The organism is Chitinophaga nivalis, from assembly GCF_025989125.1.
In the GTDB taxonomy this organism is placed as follows: Bacteria; Bacteroidota; Bacteroidia; order Chitinophagales; family Chitinophagaceae; genus Chitinophaga; species Chitinophaga nivalis.
Map to the genome: position 1 here is coordinate 1841247 of NZ_JAPDNR010000001.1, position 20146 is coordinate 1861392.

The window sequence follows — 20146 nt, forward strand, 5'->3', positions numbered from 1 at the left end:
AAATTAATCAAGTGAGTCTGCTATTTGTTTCAGGAGATCGGGCCACCAGTCTATTTTTCCCCATTGCTTGCCGAAACGTACGATGACTGCCTGTTTACGTGGGGAAATATACAGCAGTTGTCCTTTGGCTCCCAATGCAAAATAATCAAAATTCCGGGTATCCGTTTGATAGCCCCACCACAGATACTTGTAGTATCCTTTGGCACTGCTGGTCCACTTACAGAGCGGTGGCGATAACCGGGAAAGATACTTCCGGCTATCTGCCTGAAAGGCCGGCGGACTAACAGAAGCAGCTATCCATGCTGGTGGAACCACTTGTTGTTGTCCTACCTGTCCCTGTTGCAGATAGAGGTTGCCGAAGCGTACAAAATCCATGGCCAGGGCATTAATGCCGCTTTCCATTTTGCAATAACCAGACTGGCGGCTATCCATACTCCAGGAAGCATCCGCTTCTGCACCGATACGTTGCCAGATCTGATCCTGGAAAAGTCTGGCAACAGATTGCCCGGTGGTGGTTTCCAGTATCATACCCAGCAACAGGAGATTATAGTTGTTGTAATGATAAGTACTGCCGGGAGGCTCTGCTAGCCTGGATTTCAGGGCTTGTTCTTTCAGGTGTGTGCCATAATAAATCAGGGCATCATCCGACCAGGGCATAACGCCTTCGCGATACCGCAGGCCCGAACACATCTGCAGCAGATGGGCGATGGTGACGGTATCCCGGCCATGCGAGCCAAAGGCAGGAATATAGCGGGCTACCGGATCATGAATGCTGTGAATATGTCCGGCTTCCAATGCGATGCCTATCAGGGCGGAAGTCATGGATTTGGCAATGGAAAAAGACGTGTTGATGGAATGCCGGTCATAACCATTCAGATAGGTTTCCAGCAATATTTTCTGGTGTTGCATGACAATGCAGGCAGTGGTGCCGGTGTGTTGCAGTAACGGCTGCAGGGCGCCGTATTGTGGTTGTCCGCGGTAGGTCCATTGCACCTGTTGCCCGATGCTGTTATCATGCGCTGCGGCAAAGTGCAGCACAGGGCTGTTGTGCCGGCAGACAGGAGCAGCGGGGAAATGCCGGTAATCATCAATGGCAGGGACATTGTAAAACAGGCACCTGCTGAGATATTGTAAGGTATGCATGGTATAAGGATTCAGGCGTTGTCAAAGATCGTAAGTGAAAATGAAAAACAATATTGTAATTTGGTGTAGGATTGTATGGAGATCTTTTTTAACCGCTTTAGTACATGAAAGAAATTCTTTCGCATTATGCCGCTTATAATTACTGGGCCAACCAGCAACTGGCGGGGGCTTTGCTTAAACTGAATGAGGAACAGCTGGATCGTGAACTGGGAGGCAGTTTTGCGACTTTACGGCAAACGGTGCATCATCTCTGGTGTACAGAACAGGTGTGGTATCAGCGGTTGCAGTTGCAGGAAAAAACCACGGACCCATTGGCCGGTTTTACGGGTACTTTTGCAACAGCCTGTCAGCATTGGCTGGAGCAATCCTTGTTGCTGCAACAGTGGGTGCAACAGGCTACGCAGGTCAGACTGAATCATACCATTGCTTTTATGCGGAAGAAAAATGAACCACATAAGATGGATGTCTTTCAGGTAGTGATGCATGTCAATAACCACGGTACCTATCATCGCGGGCAGTTGGTACACATGCTCCGGCAATTGGGCGTGACCAAAATTCCCAACACCGACTACCATCGTTTTAAGCCAAAAAAATAACCGTTTTATATTACTTTTACCCCTACTAACCCGGATTTAAATTTCCTTTATGAGTGCTGCGTCTTTTTATGCTAAAGTGCCCAAACATCTGGTGGCAGTGGATTGTATCATTTTTGGTTTTGATGAGGGCCGGCTGAAGTTATTGCTTATACAACGTAAAGTAGCGCCAATGGCCGGTGAATGGTCGTTGGTAGGTGGCTTTGTACAGGAAGCGGAAAGTACAGATGAAGCAGCGGCACGTGTACTGGAACATACTACCGGACTGAATAATATTTATATGGATCAGCTGCGGTGTTATGGTGATGTAGCCCGTGATGCCGGCGCCCGGGTTATTTCCATGGCGTATTATGCGCTCATTCGTATTAATGAACATGACCGGCCACTGGCACAGGAACACGGCGCACATTGGCTCGAACTGCATGAAATCCCCACACTTATCTTTGACCATAACCGCATGATAGCGGATGCCCTGAAACAACTCCGCAACAATGCCCAGTTTCATCCGATAGGTTTTGAATTGCTGCCGGAGAAATTTACTTTGTCTCAACTGCGGAGCCTATACGAAGAAATCTATCAGAAGACACTGGACAAAAGAAACTTCCGTAAAAAGATACTCGCGCTCGATGTGATGGAAAAGCTGGAAGAAAAGGATAAAACCTCTTCCAAAAAAGGAGCACACCTCTATCGTTTCGATGCACAGAAATATGAAGCCCTGCAACGAAAGGGGCTGGTATTTGAGATTTAACGAAGGTATCCCCCTGACAGATAAGTCATCTGTATATTCTTTTTTTGCCACAAATCCGCCAGCTACGGGCCTTTCCACAGGCTGGTAAGATCATTGTGCTGGTGTCTGGTGAACGTGTTTATATTTTTTTTTCGGCGGGGTGTCAAAATAAACAATATCTTAAAGTGTAGAAAGAACGTTTGGCACAGGAATAATAAAATGGCCGGAACCCCATAGACGATATCTGTTTACCTTACTGGTGTATTGATGAACCTATTACTATATCTCAAAAGAGGAGGTATGGTGTGGTGGCTGTTGATTCCTGTGACGCTGTCTGCCCAGCACAGTGTTATCTCCGCCATAAAACAGACCTTACCCCGGATCACCGACAGTATTGCTTACGTAGATGCCCTTAACAGGCTTGCCGTACTTTATCAGGCTACCCAGCTGGATAGTTGTGGAGCATATGCCGATAAAGCCCGGGAGATGGCTATACGTATTGATTACAGCGCAGGCAGCGCTATGGCGCTGAGAACCCTGGGTAGTTATTATGCATTTCGCCCGCACCGGTACCTTTCTTCTCTTTTTTATAAAGATGCTTTAGCCGCCAGCCGCGCTGCCGGCGATACGGCCGGCGTAGTACAAACCCTGATGAACCTGGGCCTCTATCACTATTATGAAGGAAAAGAGGAGAAGGCACGGAGTTATATTGACCGGGCGCTGCAGCGTACCTGGAAATTTCAGCTGGACTCTTTACGGGCATTGGTACTGGCCAACTATTATCTTGTGAATGCGGGCGACAGCAGCAGATCGTCTCTGGCACGGAAGGCATTGCAGCAGGCTGGTTTGCTGGCTACCCGGTTTCATGATCACCGCACGTCATTATACGTCCGTTTGCTCCGTTCAGACGTCATGATGCGGAATGGGCAAGTGGAGGCGGCAACAGTGGCATTGAAAAATGTGATGGATACTGCTGCCAGTCAGGGACTGTATTACCTGGCTATGCATGCCGGCATGCAACTGGCTGATTACAGCAGCCGGCTGCACCAGGCGGATTCGCTGGTGTATCTGCAAAAAGCAACCGATTATGCCGTTGCCGGCGGTTATCTGGGTTTGTTGCTCCGCGTCACTACACAGCTCTATCATTATTTTTATCATCACATGGATTATGCCCGGGCGGCAAAATACAGCCGCCTAACCCTGATGATATTAGTACAGCAGCAGGAAGATATGCAGAAGGGAGAAATGGATTACCTGGCCTATGCACAGCAGGATCAGATACTGGACTCGCTCCGGTATACTGCTACCCTGCAGACAAAACAGTTGCACCAAAGTAAGGTAACCAATAATTACTGGTTCTATCTGGGGGTGATGATTGCAGTGGCCACGTTGTTATTATTGCTGTTGTTCCTCTACCTGCTGCAGCTATACCGGGTGTCCAGGCGTAATACCACACAGTTGGTACAACTGGAAGAAGAGATCCGGGAAAAAAATGAAACCCTGCAAACCAATGATGATTTTAAAAATAAACTGATCTCGCTGATAGCACATGATTTCAGAACGCCCTTGTATAATATTGTTAACATCACAGGGTTTGTGGATGAAGATGCATTAACTGTGCACGAAGCAGCGGAGATGATGACAACGGTAGAACAAACGGCTACTTCCACCCTGATAGTATTTGAAGAAATACTGGGATGGATACGTACCCAGCTGTCGGGTTTTGTATACCGGCCATCTTCCTTTATGCTGGCAGATATGCTGACTGCTGTACTGCATGGCTTGCAGTACCTGGCAACAGATAAAGGTGTTACGATAAACCTGGATATTTTACCGGGTACACAGGTGTATGCCGACTTCGAAATGCTGCAATTTATTCACCGTAATTTTTTGCATAATGCGATTAAATTTTCGCCCTCCAATGCGGTGATAACAGTAACGGCTATACGTATAGAAGGGCAACTGGAAGTTGCCTTCGCAGATGAAGGACGGGGAATTGATGCGGCCATACTACCGTATTTGTTTACCCACAAATCCACTGCTGCCAGCGGGGAGAACAACAGCAAAGGAGCCGGCGTCGCATTGATTATCTGCCGGGATTTTATTACGAAGATGAAAGGCACGGTAGGCGTTTCCAATAATAGCGGAAGAGGAAGTACATTTTTTTACCGGTTACCGGATAAACCCTAACAGTCTCGTTATGTGGCAAAAGATAAATGCGTATAGTTGTTTACGTTATATACACATCGTCGCCTGGTGCTGTGTGTTATGCCTGGCTATACCGGCACGGGCGCAACGTACCCAGCTGGCAGTGTTGCAGGCGGAGCTGGTGCAGCCCCGGGATAGTATTGCCTACTGCAATACCCTGGGTAAACTGGCGGCACTATACCAGATGATCAACCTGGATACGAGCTTTATGTATGCTATACAGGAGAAGGAACTGGCGGGTCGTTTGCGGTACCGGCGGGGCGTGGCAGATGCCTATGATGTGATCTGTTTTAATTATGCCGTAAAAACGGATTTTGACATTGCCATTCTATATGCACATCAGGCGTTGCAGTTGCATCTGGCACAGGGCGATTCGGCACGGGTCTGTAAAAGCCTGAGTAATATTTATCTCTGTTATAAAAATACCGGCCGGCAGGCGGAAGCGGATAATTACTTTTTCGAAGCCTTACACATGGCATCCCGGTTGCCCCCTGACCGGGATTCTACCTACAGTATACTCCTGACCAATTATGTATGGCGTTATTACCAGGACGATAGCCGGCGCGATTCGGTACAATGGGCCATCCGGGAGGGGCTGCGTATTTCCCGTAAATATCCGCGGAGCAGGATTCCTTTTTACCTGCATGCTTTTGATGCAGAAAACCTGGTAAGACAGGGCCACGGGCGGGCAGCGGAAGAGCGTATATACCGGCTGGCAGATCAGGCGCTGGCGGTAGGATTACCCTATGTAGCCAAGGATATGTATAACCGTCTCGATGATTATCCGCGACTGGGGTATTATCCCGATTCCGCGCGCTACCGGGAACGATCCTATGAACTGGCCCGTGCTACCGGGTGTATTGAATTAAACCTGCCTGCCCTGGCAGCTATTTATGACTTTTATGATCAGCGGAAGGATGCTGCCAAACTGGATTACTACAGCAGTGAAATTATGCGGCTGGCTGCACAGCAACGTTATCACCAGCAGGCCGGCAACGTAAATTACATCGACTATTTTCTGAAAGAACGCGCCCGGCATACCTTATCCATGCAAAACCGTTTGCAACAGCAGGAGCTGATGGAGAAAATGGCGACGCAGCGCCGCAATAAACTGATGGTAGCCGGTTTATTTACCATTACCTTGTTATTGATAGCCTTGCTGTTCAGCCGCTATTGGCATTATCGTTTGTCCAGGCAACAGGAGCTGGCATTATCCAGGCGTTATGCAGATATCTCTCTGCAGAATACAGCATTACGTGCCAACGATGAATTTAAAAATAAGCTACTCAGTATTATTGCCAATGATTTCAAGGCGCCGCTGCTATACATTATTGAAGTAGCGGCAAGATTAAATAAAAAAGGAGTAGACCGGGCTACGATGGCCGGTTTGCTCCGGGAAATTGCAGATGCATCCGGCAGAACGCTGGTGGTATTCGACAATATTCTGAAATGGATCCGGTTGCAACTGGCAGGTTTTGTATACACACCGGTACCTTGTAAACTTCGCCGGCTAGTAGATACGGCTTTAACTACGGTACAAAACACGGTGACGGAAAAAGAGCTGGTGGTATTAAACCACCTGGGGATGGCCACCAAAGTTATGGCAGATGAAGAAATGTTGAAGCTGGTGAATATACAGCTGCTGCAAATTGCCACGCATTATGCAGTGCGGGGTAGTTTGCTCCTGATTGTTCCCTGGGAACAGGAAGATGCGCATAGTAGTGTGGGAATTATTGTGGATACCGGGAAGCAGCTGAAGGTGATCCTGAAAGAGTTATCGGATTGGCAGCAAAATACCTATGCCCTGGGATATGCTATCAGCAGGGATTTTATGGATAAGATGGAAGGAGCTATTTCCACGGGGGAAAGTGAAGAGCGATACCTGACCTTGCGGTATGTCCTGAAACAATAATAAGAGATTACGCACGATGTAGCACCGTGCATAATCTCTTATCAGAAAACAGATAATAATATTATTTGCCTACTTTATCTCCGTCGTACGCCCATTTGATATAATTGGCGCCCCATGTAAAGCCACCACCAAAGGCAGCCATCATGATGTTATCTCCTTTTTTCAGTTGTTTTTCGTAGTCCCAGAGGCATAATGGAATAGTACCGGCAGTGGTATTACCATAGCGGTGGATATTCATCATTACTTTTTCATCCGGTACATCGATGTATTGGGAAGTAGCGGAAATAATGCGTTTGTTGGCCTGATGTGGTACCAGCCAGGCGATATCTGCAGCGGTCAGGTTATTACGCTCCATGATATTTTTGGCTGCTTCCGACATGTTGGCTACTGCATACTTAAACACCATTTTACCTTCCTGGTATACAAAGTGTTCCCGATTGGTGATGGTTTCCAGGCTGGCTGGTTTTACAGAGCCACCTGCCTTCATATGCAGGTATTCGCGGCCATGACCATCACTTTTCAGGATGCTGTCCTGTAAACCGTAGCCTTCTGTATTAGGTTCCAGCAGTACGCCACCGGCGCCATCACCAAAAATAATACAGGTGGTTCTATCGGTATAGTCAATGATAGAACTCATTTTGTCGGCGCCAATAACCATTACTTTCTTGTAACGGCCACTTTCGATATAGCGTGCTCCCGTATCCAGTGCATACAGGAAGCCGGAACAGGCGGCACTGATATCGAAACCAAAGGCATTGACAGCGCCGATTTTATCAGTTACTACGTTCGCTGTAGCCGGAAAGGTCATATCCGGTGTAACAGTGGCCACAATTAACAGATCAATTTCTTGCGGAGTGATCCCTCTTTTCTTACAAATTTCGAGAGCGACCGGCACACACAGATCAGAGGTCCCTTTCCCTTCTCCTTTCAGTATTCTTCTTTCTGAAATGCCCGTGCGGGTTAATATCCAGTCGTTTGTTGTATCTACTAATTTCTCCAGTTCCTGGTTGGTTAGCACGTAATCTGGAACATACCCACCTACCGCTGTAATGGCGGCCGTTATTTTATTCATATAGACTAAATATGTGTTTAAAACGAGGCGTAAAAATACGATATAAACGAATATTTCCTAAAAAAGTCACATATGACATACTTAAAGGATTGACAATCCGTTAAAAGTTAGCATCTTTGCCCGTATTTATTCAAAAATAGATTTTTATTCTTTTTACGTAAGTTTAATTAAATTACTGAACCTTTACCTTGTATGATCGCTTATTTGAATGGAAAACTGGCCTATAAATCACCCGCTCTTGTTCACATTGACGTGCATGGGATAGGCTATGAAGTACAGATTAGCCTGAATACATATTCCAGAATACAGGAGTTGGATAGTTGCAAATTGTTAACCTACCTCCAGATAAAGGAGGACGCTCATACCCTGTATGGTTTCTTTGAAGAGGCGGAGAGAAGTCTTTTTCTGTTATTGATCAGTGTGTCCGGGGTAGGCGCCAGCACCGCACGAATGATGCTGTCTTCCCTGCAGCCGGAAGACATACAGCGGGCGATCATGATGGAAAATGAGAAAATGCTGGAAGGAGTGAAGGGTATTGGGGCCAAAACGGCTAAAAGAATTATTCTGGAGCTGAAAGACAAAATAAAGAAACACAAAGACGCCGGCACACATTTATCTGTCACCGTAAACAATACTATTCACGAAGACGCGTTAAATGCACTGGTAACGCTCGGGATTGCCCGGAGCATGGCAGAAACAGCTATTCAGAAAGTTTTAAAGAACGAACCACTATTGCAAAACTTGGAAGAGTTGATAAAAAAAGCCCTGAAAAGTTTATAAATTATATATGTCCTCTATAAAACCTATTTTTCTTGGCAAGAAAAACATACTATGGTACTGTTGCCATCATAGCAATAGTATCCTTTATCATTGTTGATACTGCCGCTAGGGATCGTTCTGGGAGTCTGAAATTTTTGAATAGGAAGAGCTGGAGTTTAGACACCGCTATTACAGGTAAAACCAAAATCGATACTACCGGAAAGAAAGATACGCTTAAATACCCCATTAAGGACAGACGAGGCCCCAGTATTGCGGAACCCTCGTCGAGGAGCGCTATCGACCTGAAAGACCCTGCAAATATCAATAAAACAGTAGAATACGATCCTGTCACCAAACAATATACCGTTCAGGAGAAAATTGGTGACCAGTATTACCGTAATCCTACCTACCTCAATTTCGACGAGTTCTATAAACTGCAGTCCAAAGAGAGCGAACAAAGTTACTGGCAAAAAAGAGCCAGCGCTCTGGGAAACCTGAACCAGCGCGCCAAAGGACCTGCATTGTATAATGGCAGCAACCTCTTTGACCGCATTTTCGGCGGCAGTAAGGTGGATATACGTCCGCAGGGAAGCCTGGATCTGACCTTCGGGTATCAGGGACAGAATATCAAAAACCCCGTACTGGTTGAACAGGCCCGTAAGAACGGCGGGTTCAATTTTGATATGGGTATTAATATGAACGTAGTTGGTAAGATCGGTGATAAACTGAAACTGATTACCAACTATAATACCCAATCCGCTTTCGATTTCGAAAACCAGGTGAAACTGGAATATACCGGCTATAACGATGAAATCATTAAGAAAATCGAAGCCGGTAACGTTAGTTTTCCGCTACGCAGCTCTCTCATTACCGGGATACAATCCCTGTTTGGGGTGAAAACCCAGTTGCAGTTTGGCCGCCTGACGGTAACCAGTGTACTCTCCAGCCAGAAATCACAAAAGCAAAACCTCATGCTCAAAGGCGGTACCATGGTACAGGATTATAATGTCCGCGCCGATGAATATGAAGACAACCGCCACTTCCTCCTGGCGCAGTACTTCCGCGACAACTTTGATTACTCCATGTCCAACCTGCCGGTAATACGCTCCCTGGCAAATATCACCCGGGTGGAAGTGTGGGTAACCAATAAAACCGGCGCTACTACGCAAACCCGTGATATCGTGGGTTTAATGGACCTCGGGGAATCTAAACCCTGGGATAGCTTGGTAGTACACCCTACTACCAGTTCCAAACTGCCCGACAGAGCGGCGAATGACCTGTATACAAATCTGATCAGCAACCAGGCCAACCGCAATACCGGTATTGTGGTAAGCCGGTTACTCGCATTAGGTTTAAAACCAGTATCATCATTCGAAAAAACCTTTGCCCGTAAACTGGATTCCACAGAATATATCTATAACAAACAACTGGGGTATATCTCCCTGAATCAGCAACTGCAGGCAGATGAAGTACTGGCAGTAGCTTACCAGTATACCTATAACGGAAAAGTATATCAGGTGGGTGAATTTTCCCAGGACGTGCCGCCGGATCAGAACAACAGCGCCAATCAGCCGGTACTGTTCCTGAAATTGCTGAAAGCTACCAGCGCCCGTCCTACCTTGCCTATCTGGGACCTGATGATGAAAAACGTATACGCCACCGGCGCCTATCAGGTAAATAAGGAAGACTTCCGGATGGATGTATATTATAAAGACCCCGGTTCACAGGACCGTCCTCCAAGTGATAAACGTTACCTGCCTGATGCCAAGAACGAATACGCGGGTGCGCCTATCATCTCTATCCTGAACCTGGACCGTTTGAATAACCAGCTGGACCCCCAGCCGGATGGTGTGTTTGACTACGTAGATGGCTACACGATTAATTCCCTGACCGGTAAAATTATGTTCCCCGTGCTGGAACCTTTTGCTGGCGGGATTAAGAAAGCCTTTGGCGGAGATGCAGCCCTGGAAAAACAATATCTCTACCGCGTACTATATGACTCCATCAAAGTAGTGGCCCAGCAGTTCCAGCAATTGAACCGCTACGTGATAAGAGGCTCCTATAAATCGGCCAACTCCTCCGAGATTAACCTCGGCAGCGGTTCCATTCCACCCGGATCGGTAACTGTTACCGCAGGCGGCCAGCAATTACGGGAGAACGTAGACTTTATTATCGACTACAACCTGGGCAGGCTTAAAATCATTAATGCCGGTATCCTGAATTCAGGGGTACCGATCAACGTACAATTTGAAAATAACTCCCTCTTCGGACAACAGGTCCGCAACTATTTTGGTACCCGCCTGGATTATGTGGTGAATGATAAGTTAAGCCTGGGAGGTACTGTGGTACGTATGAGTGAAAGACCTTACTACCAGAAAGTAAACTATGGGGAAGATCCGATTAAAAATACCATGGTCGGATTGGATGCGAACTATGCATCTGAATGGAAAGGCCTGTCCCGCCTGTTGGACAAGCTCCCTAACTTCACCCCCAGTGCGCCATCCAGTATCCTGTTTACCGGTGAGGTGGCGCGGTTGTTCCCGGGACATAATAAACTGATTAATCAGGCCGGCAGTAAATCCGGTACTGCTTTTATCGATGACTTTGAAGGGGTGAAAAGCGGCTACGATCTTAAATTTCCGGCTACCAACTGGGCGCTGGCCACTACACCAAAGGATGCCAGAGATGCCAGCGGCAACGTGTTGTTTCCGGAAGCGGATTACAATAATCTGCTGGATTATGGAAAAAACAGGGCAAAATTGGCCTGGTATATCATTGAACCTACCTTACAACTACCGAAATCACCCAACCTGCCGGCAGGTATTACGGCAGAAGATCAGTCAGATCCCCGTGTAAGGCTCGTATACCAGAAAGAAGTATTCAAAAACAGGTCTACCGATTTCGGACAAAGCCAGCTGAGTACCCTCGATCTGGCCTATTATCCAACAGAAAGGGGTCCGTATAACTTTACCTCCAGTACCACTTCGATGGATCGTAATGGTTTCCTGAACCGGCCCAAGACACGCTGGGGTGGTATTATGCGCGCCATTGACAACAGTGATTTTGAGACGGCGAATATTGAATACATCGAATTCTGGATACAGGATCCTTTCATCAGACAACAAGGTAGCAACGGCGGTTCCCTGTATTTCAACCTGGGTAACGTTTCTGAGGATATCCTGAAAGACTCCAAGAAATTTTTTGAAAACGGTATGCCTGATCCCAACCAGAATCCCAATAAAATAGATTCTTCCAAATGGGGCCGCGTACCTAAATTCCAGCAACAAATCACCCAGGCATTTGATAACGATCCGAATATCCGCAGCTACCAGGACGTAGGTTATGATGGTCTGAAATCAAGTGATGAAGCATCCTTCTTCCGTTCCTATATGGATACCCTGAGCCGTAATTTTGCCGGTTCCCCGGTGATGGAGGCTGCACGTAGAGACCCTGCGAACGATGACTATGAACATTATCGCAGCAGCACCTACGATGCGCGCAGAACCAATATCCTGGGTCGTTATAAAAACTACAGCAATCCGGAAGGCAACTCGCCGGTGTCTGATAATAAATCACAGTTCTCTTCTGCCGCCACCAACATACCGGAGTCGGAAGACCTGAACCGCGATAATACCATGAATGAAACAGAAGAGTACTTCCAGTACCGGATAGACCTGAAACCTAACATGGCGGTAGGCTCTAACTTCATTGTGGATAAAATTGAAGCAGCAGTAGATTTACCGAATGGTTCCAAAACCAAAGAAACCTGGTATCAGTTTAAAGTACCGGTGAGCCAGTACGATCATAAAGTAGGGAATATACCGGATTTCAAATCCATCCGCTTTATGCGTATGTTCCTGACCAACTTTACTGATTCAGTAGTGGTACGTTTTGCGAAACTGGAGCTGGTACGCAGCCAATGGCGCCGGTATATGTATGAACTGCAACCAGGCGATCCTGTACCATTGGATCAAACCACCCAGTTCAACTCTTCTGCAGTAAATATTGAAGAAAACTCTTCCCGTACACCGATTCCATATGTATTGCCTCCGGGAGTAGTACGGCAGAATACCATCAGTACCAATAACACCACCCTGCAGCTGAATGAACAGTCTTTGTCTGTACAGGTATGTAACCTGCAGGATGGCGAGATCCGTGCTTTGTATAAAACATTGAACATGGACTTGCGCCAGTACAAGAAAATGGAAATGTACCTCCACGCGGAGGCTGTAGGTACGGCCAGTTCCCTGAAAGATGGCCAGGTACAGGCGGTAATCCGTATTGGTAGCGACTTTGTAAGTAACTACTACGAATACCGTATTCCATTGAAAGTAACGGACTGGAATGGTCCGAAAGCGGCATTGGATATCTGGCCTGACAGAAATAACATGGAACTGGTACTGGCTAGTCTGAGTCAGCTGAAACAGAAGCGTAACATGTGCGATTCCTGTTCGCCGTTGTTGCCTTATCCACGGATACCAGTGGCAGATCAGTATGGCAACTTTATGTCGGTAGTGGGTAACCCGAGTTTGGGAGATGCCCGTACCATGATGATCGGTATTGCCAATCCCAAGGATGATGGTATGCCGCGATGCGCGGAAGTGTGGCTGGATGAACTGCGCTTGTCCGACTTCGATGAAAAAGGGGGATATGCGGCACAAGGTAGGGTAGATATTCAACTGGCGGACCTGGGTACCATATCGGTGTCCGGAAATATGCATACTGCCGGTTTTGGTAACATCGACCAGCGGGTGAATGACCGTTTCCGGGATAACTTCCTGCAGTATGACGCTGCGGCGAACCTGGATCTGGGTAAACTGTTGCCTAAAAAAATAGGGATGTCGATACCGGTATATGCCGGTTATTCACAGTCCGTCAGCAATCCGGAATACGACCCGTATGACCTGGATATTAAACTGAAAGATAAACTTGCCCTGGCCAGAAACAGGCGGGAAAAGGACTCTATAAAACGCGAAGCACAGGACTTTACCTCGATCACCAGTCTGAACTTTACCAACGTGCGGAAGATGAATGTGGCGGGTAATGGTAACAGAAGACATATCTGGGATATTGAAAACTTTGACGTCAGCTACTCCTTCTCCAAAATCAACAAACATAATCCGCTGATTGAAAATGACCAGCTCGTGAAACACCGCGGAGGATTGGGCTATAACTATGCCGGACAGCCGCGTTACCTGGAGCCGTTCAAAAAGCTGATCAAAAGCAAGTCCCGCTGGCTGGATCTGATCCGGGATTTTAATATCAACTATGTACCGGCTATTGTGAGTTTCCGGGCAGATGTGTCGCGTCAGTTTGGGGTGACCCGTATCCGGAATGTGGGCGGCGATAAAAAATACCAGTTGCCGGAAACATACGATAAGTACTTCACATTCGACCGCTACTACACCCTGAAATGGGATCTGAGCCGGAGTATCAATATTGAATTCAATGCTGTGAATAATGCCCGTATTGATGAGCCGAGCGGCCGTATCAATACCGGTGCGAAGAAAGATACCGTACGGGGCAACTTCTTCAAAGGTGGCCGTACCACCAACTACATGCACAACGCCAACTTCACGTATACCTTACCTACAGCCAAATTCCCGGCTTTAAGCTGGACAAACATTGCCATTGGCTATAGTACGGAATACCGCTGGATTGGTGCATCCCGTCTGGCTTTGTACCTGGGTAATGCCATCGAAAATACCCAGCAGAAAACGCTGACGGCAGAACTGAAATTCTCAGAGCTGTATAACAAGTTTAAAATCCTGCGGGAGATCAATGCCCGGCAGCCGCAACAGAACAATAATAACAACAACAATAACAAAGCTGCCGCCGGACAAAAAGATCAGCAGACAGCCTCCAATACGACAGAACTGTCGCCTTGGGTGAAAGGTATACTGAAACCTTTGATGATGCTGAAACGGATCGGGTTCAACTACAATGAAAACGCAGGTACCCGTTTGCCGGGTTATATAGACAGTACGAAGGTACTGGGTATGAACTGGGCTTCTATGTCGCCGGGACTCGCTTTCGTATTAGGTCATCAACCGGATAAAAAGTGGCTGGATAAATTTGCGGCAAAAGGCCTGATTACCCGCGACCCGAGTATGAACATTCAGTTCCAGCAGCAGTTCACCCAAAGATGGGATGCACAGGCACAGCTGGAGCCACTGAACGATTTGCGGATAGATCTGACCATGACGAAATCGTTTACCAAAACACATACGGAACTGTTTAAGAACATGTCAGAAGGAGGCGGTACAGATTTTCAACACCTGAATCCATATGATGCGGGTGGATTTGAAATCACCTATATCGCCCTCAAAACCATGTTTGGCAAGATTAACAGTACGGATGGTATTTCTGAAACATTCCGCAATTTTGAAGCGTATCGGAGAACTATTTCACAAAGGCTGGCCGAAGAGAATCCTTATAACAAAGACCCGAGCGTGCCTACCAACGATCCGAAAGATCCGGCTTACCGGTACGGCTACACGCGGTATGCGCAGGATGTGCTGATCCCGGCTTTCCTGGCGGCATATACCGGCAAAAGCCCGGATAAAATCGGTTTGTTGAACCAGGGTAGTGGTGGTAGTGTGAAGAGTAATCCGTTTAAAAACTACTTCCCGAAACCCAACTGGCGGCTTACCTATAATGGCTTAAATAAACTGGAGCCGTTCCGTTCCATCCTGACCAACTTTACCATTACGCATGGTTATGTGGGTAATCTGAGCATGAACTCCTATAATACTTCCATGTATTATGAAGATCCGCGCCTGGCAGGATATCCGGCTTTCAGGGACACCGTTTCCGGTAATTATTATCCGTACTATGTAGTACCTAATATTACCATGACGGAGGCTTTCTCGCCATTACTGGGAGTAGACCTGACCTTTACCAACAGCCTGAATGCCAGGGTAGAGTTCCGGAAAAGCCGTTCCCTCAGTTTGAGCCTGATCGATTACCAGCTCACTGAGCTGCGTTCCAATGAAATAATTATAGGTGCAGGATACCGGGTAAGGGGCTTACAACTGCCATTCGCTTTCGGCAGGGGAGGCAAAAAACTGCAGAACGATCTGAATTTCCGGCTGGACCTCAGCTTCCGGGATGATAAAACGGCCAACAACCGTTTGGATGCAGACCTGGCGATTCCAACCAGCGGTCAGAAAGTGATCGGTATTGCACCGTCTATCGATTACATTGTGAATAACCGCCTGAACCTGCGTTTCTTCTATGACCGCCGGCAGACCATACCGGTTATTTCCACTTCGTATCCGATTATCAACACCAAAGGTGGTATTACCTTCCGGTTTGTATTATCTCAATAAAACCGGATGTATAAAGTATATAAAGCGAAGGCCGCGATCGTATTCCCGATCGCGGCCTTCGCTTTACAGGTAAAATCCTTGCTCCTTGTTGCTCATTCCCCTACCTTTGCGCAGTGAAAAGATGGATGGTCATAGGCATTTTATTAGGGCTGCTGTTGCAAAACTTCAGCAAAGGCCTTATTATGATGCAATTCACCATCAACCAGTCATTCATCGCACGGGTACTTTGTGAAAACAGGGATAAGCCTGAAAAGCATTGTAACGGTAAATGCCAGTTGAAAAAAGAGCTGGAGAAAGATACCCGCCAGGAAAAAAACAATAACCGGGGAAAAGACAGTTACGAAGTGATGTTTGTGGAAGTACTGCCTTCTTTTTATACCGTTCCGCCGGCAGATCAGCTTACCTGTACGGCTTTTTATAAAGACCTGTTTATACAAACACCTTTATTTCCCATCTTCCACCCACCCCAATTGCCCACTGTTGGCTGATTTTACGGGTAGATGCCTGCCGGCTGTGATCATACGGAGATCTGCGGATCTTTGCAGGATGTACAGGCAGTGCAGATCTGTTGCAGCCCTTCCTCCTCCTTACTTTACCTGATTACTACTCCTGTCTGTTAACTGCAGACAGCAAATGATTACGTTACATGAAACAATGTTGTTTACTCATCATTGCGTGCATGGCTGTATGCTATAGCTATGCCCAGCAATTAAATGGCCGTGTGGCCGATGCCCAGACGAAGGAAGTATTGCCGGGAGTGAATATCCGCTTGCTGCATCAATTCGCCGGCCACCAGACCGATGCACAGGGGAAATATACCATAGCTGCCAGCGCTGCAGATTCCATAGAAATATCCTATATGGGATATATTACCCGGCAGATAGCCGTTGCTACCGCCGCGAAAATGCCGGTGCTGTACCTGCAGCCCCGCACCACCAATCTGAATGAGATCATTGTATCTTCTTCCCGGGATAAACAATACCGGACAGAAGCCCCGGTGGCCATCAGTACCATATCCCCGCAAACATTACAGGATACCAAAGCCACTACCCTGGATAAAGTACTGAATAAAGTGAGCGGCGTATATATGGTGGACCTGGGCAATGAACAACATACCATGGCGATCCGGCAGCCTATCGGTTACAAAAGCCTGTTTCTGTATCTGGAGGATGGGATTCCCATCCGTACTACGGGTGACTTTAATCACAATGCCCTGATAGAAGTGAATATGGCGGCTTTACGGAACATTGAAGTAATCCGTGGCCCTGCCTCTTCATTATATGGCAGCGAGGCGGTAGGAGGGGCCGTAAATTTTATTACAATGGCGCCTACCTGGATACCAGTAGCCAAAGTACAGGTAGAAGGCAGCAACTGGGGATATAAGCGCACGGATGTAAGGGTATCCGGTACGACGGGTAAAACAGGTTATGCCATAGGAGGATATTATGCCCGTCAGACCAATGGGTATATGGATCATAGCGATTTTCACAAACTGGCGGTAACGGCAAAACTCGAACATCAGTTCAACGATAAAAATAAATGGATCAATACGGCGACCCTGATCAACTATAAAACAGATCAGACAGGCGGGCTGGATAGTGCGCATTTCTTTGCCAAAGATTACCGCAACTTTCAAACATTCAGCTACCGGGAGGTAAAAGCATTACGCCTCCGCAGTACACTCGAACATACCTGGAACAGCAGTAACCACACCAGCTTCACAGCTTTCTTCCGGAATAGTACCATCGGACAGAATCCGTTTTATGCAATCAGGGATATTAAAAATACCCTGCGGGCCAACGGAGAAATCAATAAAGATGCTTTTCAGAGTTATGGCGCTATTGTACAACACCGGAAAAATATTGCCTGGAAACAGGCCGTGCTGATCACGGGTGTGAGCGTGGATTACAGTCCTGCGACCTATGTGGCGGATTATATCGCTATCGATAAAGATAAAGCAGGCTATTATATCAGTTATCAGCCAACCGATTCTGTATTGACAGATTACCGGGTAGGACTACTGAATACAGCCGCTTATGCACAGTTTGAATTTTCACCGGCAGAGAACCTGAGAGTGGTAGCGGCTTTGCGTTACGACAGAATGGATTATGACTTTAATAATCATCTTACGCCTTCCGCCTTTACCGGTGCGCCGAGTGAGCGGAATAATTTCAACGCCCTCACGCCCAAACTGGGCCTTACCTACAACCTGGGCAACAACCGGGGATTGTATGCCAATTACAGCGTAGGATTTGCACCGCCTAATATCTCAGAACTGTATCGGGGGGTGAAGGTACCGGTACTGCAATCTGCTACCTACTATAACTATGAGGCTGGCGGCTGGTTTGCCTTTGCACAGAACAAGGGATCTGTAGATGTGAGTTTATATACGATGAAGGGTACCAATGAAATTGTAAGTGTGAGGAATGAATCCGGCGCTTATGAAAACCGGAATACCGGCGCCACTACACACAGGGGCATAGAATGGAATATAAAATACACCCCGCTGCAAAGTATATTTTTCCGTACAGGGGGCACCTATGCGGCACATATCTTCAACGCCTATACGGAAAAAGGAGTGGTCTATAACAATAACCGGATGAACAATGCTCCCCAGTGGATCACCAATACGGAAATCACCTGGAAGCCCTTGTCTTTACGCGGTTTCCGGTTAGGTGGAGAATGGCAGTATGTGGGCAGTTATTATATGGACCCCGCCAACACCACCATGTATGGTGGCTACCATTTGTTTAATGCCCGGGTAGGCTACCAATACCATGGATTTGAATGCTGGCTGAACTGTATGAATCTGGGAGATCAGCTGTATGCAACTACGGCAGAGAAATCGGCTTATGGCAAGTCCTATCGCCCGGGACCACGGCAAACCTTCAACGTTGGCGTGGCATATACATTTACCGGAAAAAAATAATCAGATGAAACCATTAATCGCAGGAATAATAGTGTGGCTGCTGGTATCCTGCCAGCAAGGGAATACACCAAAGGAGCAGGTACATCTGTTGTCGGGGAGTGGCAGGGATGCTTCCTGCCCGTTTATCACAAAAGATGCCACAGGCCATCCGGTAATCAGCTGGGTGGAAAAAGAGCCGGCTGCCGATACTGGTACCATGTATTACGCCGTGGCTAACGACGACGGTTATACGTTTGGTACACCGGTACGGATTCCGGTTACCACCGGGGTACGTCCGCATGATGAAAACCTGCCTAAACTGTTGTTTAAACCGGATGGCACGGTGATCGTAATGTTTGGTGTGGAGCAACATGACGCCCGGAATAAATACGCAGGTAAGGTGATGTATGCCCAGTCATTTGACAAGGGAAGTACCTGGGAACCAGCGGTGCCACTGGTAACAGATACGGCAGGATATGACCAGCGTTACTTTGATATGGCGTTATTGCCCAGTGGAGAAGCGGCGGCCATCTGGCTGGATAACCGCAAGGATACCCAGGCGGAAGGGTCTACGTTGTATTTTGCCACTACAGCTGCCAAAGCTGGTTTTCAAGAGGCCCGGCCCATTGCGGGTACAGTATGTCAGTGTTGCCGCACCAAGCTGTATGTAGCCGGTAATGGCGATATCCATGTGGCTTACCGGGATATTATTAACGACACAATCCGGGACATGGTACACCAGGTATCTGTGAATAAGGGACAAACTTTTTCGGCGCCGGTGCGTATCAGTGCAGACAACTGGGTAATTAACGGCTGTCCGCATACAGGGCCGGCGTTGACGGCCAATAGTCAGGGATTGCATTTTACCTGGTTTACCATGGGAGGCGGGCAAGGTGTTTTCTATTGTCGTTCGCCGGATAACGGTCATACCTATACGCAAAAGGAGTCGTTGAGTAAATCGCCTATGGCCAAACATCCGCAGCTTGCCACCACTACTGCCGATCAGGTAGCCATTGTATGGGATGAACCGGTAAAATGGCGGGATGGATTTAACAGCCGGATAGGCTTTCAGTTGAAATCGGCTGCCGGTAAAACCATGACGGCAAAGCAGCTGACCCCAGATAGTGTATATGCTGCTTTTCCGGTGATCAGCGCCATTCAGCAAAATCAGGTATTAGTAGCCTATAAAGAAAAAACCGGTGATACCGGCAGGATTGCTGCCGTATGGCTGGATATGGAGACCATGCATTAAAAAAAGAAAGCTGCCCTGAAATAGCTGATATTTCATGGGCAGCTTTAAAAACCTTGCTCAGCGCTCAGCCGAAAGAATAACCACCTTGTCCGATCCAGTCTTTACCGGATGCCCAACGGCCATAATTATTCTTCTTCGACCGGTCTGCATGAAAACGCCATTGATTTTTCCATCTCGGATAATACAGGCGTAACAGATACATAGTGATAAATGTAAGCATAGGGATATGGTTTCATGATGG

12 protein-coding genes are annotated in these 20146 nt (G+C 47.3%); 9 read left to right on the forward strand and 3 right to left on the reverse strand.

The genetic code is table 11. From position 1 onward, the window contains the following. Positions 1-3: 3 nt before the first annotated feature. Positions 4-1143, reverse strand: coding sequence for a serine hydrolase domain-containing protein (locus tag OL444_RS07630; RefSeq protein WP_264733819.1), 1140 nt, complete (start codon positions 1141-1143; stop codon positions 4-6). Between the two features lie 104 nt (positions 1144-1247). On the opposite strand from OL444_RS07630, the gene OL444_RS07635 reads away from it, so the two are divergent. The 4 genes from OL444_RS07635 to OL444_RS07650 all read left to right on the forward strand — a co-directional run bounded on the left by OL444_RS07635 (position 1248) and on the right by OL444_RS07650 (position 6583). Then, a complete protein-coding gene (locus tag OL444_RS07635; protein WP_264733818.1) occupies positions 1248-1739 on the forward strand; it encodes a DinB family protein in 492 nt (163 codons plus the stop codon). A 49-nt stretch (positions 1740-1788) separates the two neighbouring features. Further along, the gene (locus OL444_RS07640; RefSeq protein WP_264733817.1) at positions 1789-2484 is read left to right on the forward strand and encodes an NUDIX hydrolase; all 696 of its coding nucleotides are present in this window, start codon (positions 1789-1791) and stop codon (positions 2482-2484) included. Between the two features lie 246 nt (positions 2485-2730). After that, positions 2731-4653 (forward strand): sensor histidine kinase, encoded by a 1923-nt coding sequence (locus OL444_RS07645; RefSeq protein ID WP_264733816.1) that lies wholly within the window; start codon positions 2731-2733, stop codon positions 4651-4653. A 10-nt stretch (positions 4654-4663) separates the two neighbouring features. Next, positions 4664-6583 carry a sensor histidine kinase gene (locus tag OL444_RS07650; protein ID WP_264733815.1) on the forward strand — a complete coding sequence of 640 codons (1920 nt, stop codon included), beginning with the start codon at positions 4664-4666 and terminating at the stop codon, positions 6581-6583. 61 nt (positions 6584-6644) lie between these two features. Here OL444_RS07650 and OL444_RS07655 read toward each other — a convergent pair whose 3' ends face one another. Then, a complete protein-coding gene (locus OL444_RS07655; protein ID WP_264733814.1) occupies positions 6645-7655 on the reverse strand; it encodes a beta-ketoacyl-ACP synthase III in 1011 nt (336 codons plus the stop codon). Between the two features lie 192 nt (positions 7656-7847). Here OL444_RS07655 and ruvA point away from each other — a divergent pair, with 192 nt between their 5' ends. The 5 genes from ruvA (at position 7848) to OL444_RS07680 (ending at position 19905) form a co-directional block, all read left to right on the forward strand. Continuing rightward, positions 7848-8435, forward strand: coding sequence for a Holliday junction branch migration protein RuvA (ruvA, locus tag OL444_RS07660; RefSeq protein WP_264733813.1), 588 nt, complete (start codon positions 7848-7850; stop codon positions 8433-8435). A gap of 134 nt (positions 8436-8569) precedes the next feature. Beyond that, positions 8570-15745, forward strand: coding sequence for a T9SS outer membrane translocon Sov/SprA (gene sov / locus OL444_RS07665; RefSeq protein WP_264733812.1), 7176 nt, complete (start codon positions 8570-8572; stop codon positions 15743-15745). Between the two features lie 182 nt (positions 15746-15927). Further along, complete coding sequence (locus OL444_RS07670; protein WP_264733811.1) at positions 15928-16233, forward strand: hypothetical protein; 306 nt, start codon at positions 15928-15930, stop codon at positions 16231-16233. A 158-nt stretch (positions 16234-16391) separates the two neighbouring features. Next, positions 16392-18674, forward strand: coding sequence for a TonB-dependent receptor (locus tag OL444_RS07675; RefSeq protein WP_264733810.1), 2283 nt, complete (start codon positions 16392-16394; stop codon positions 18672-18674). A gap of 4 nt (positions 18675-18678) precedes the next feature. After that, positions 18679-19905, forward strand: a complete 1227-nt coding sequence (locus OL444_RS07680) for a sialidase family protein (protein ID WP_264733809.1) — start codon at positions 18679-18681, stop codon at positions 19903-19905. 64 nt (positions 19906-19969) lie between these two features. Here the strand turns inward: OL444_RS07680 and OL444_RS07685 are convergent, their stop codons facing one another. Beyond that, entirely contained in the window at positions 19970-20125 is a 156-nt protein-coding gene (locus OL444_RS07685; RefSeq protein ID WP_264733808.1) for a hypothetical protein, read from the reverse strand. Positions 20126-20146: the final 21 nt, after the last annotated feature.